Raw genomic sequence first — 603 nt, 5'->3', positions numbered from 1 at the left:
AAGAGGAATTTCCTAGGTATAATTAAAAAACATGCTACTGAAATGTTAGAAGAAGTACTTAGTAAAGTAAAACAAGAATACGGTGTTTTATCTCTATTCAATGATAAATCTAATGCCATCGATAATATTCACATGTGGTCATTATATGCTGATGGTATGAGAGGGTTCTGTTTGGAATTTAGCAAAGAGAAATTGACAGATAGTCTTATCGAGAAAAGTAGGCCTGACAATAACGTGGAAGGTGAGAGCGTTAACTACCAAAATGAACCAATTGAAATAAATCTATTAGATTCAAAAGAATTAAAAGTTGATAAAATAATAGAAATGATGAGTATAAAAAACGATATTTTTACAGCGGAAAATGAATACAGATATATTTGTAACAATAAAGGCTACAATTCTTATTCTGTAGAATCACTTAAAGCGATATATATTGGAAATAAAGCTAAACAGGAAGAAAAAGAATTATTAGAAGCTATTGTAAAATCAATATACCCAGATGCCAAAATAAACTATGTAGAAATATCAAAAAATAATTATAGTATTGAAAAATTATGAAGTTCAATATATAAATTCTAGTTATGCAGTCGCTCCCCCCCTATT

Annotated in this window: 1 protein-coding gene; it reads left to right on the top strand. The window is 28.5% G+C overall.

The features are described from left to right. On the top strand, positions 1-558 hold a 558-nt coding region (locus CJF42_RS26310; protein WP_212668880.1), incomplete at its 5' end, for a DUF2971 domain-containing protein. Positions 559-603 lie beyond the last annotated feature (45 nt).

Origin of the sequence: Pseudoalteromonas sp. NBT06-2, from assembly GCF_002276045.1 — a bacterium.
Lineage (GTDB): Bacteria > Pseudomonadota > Gammaproteobacteria > Enterobacterales > Alteromonadaceae > Pseudoalteromonas.
This window is presented reverse-complemented; position numbering and strand designations above follow the sequence as displayed.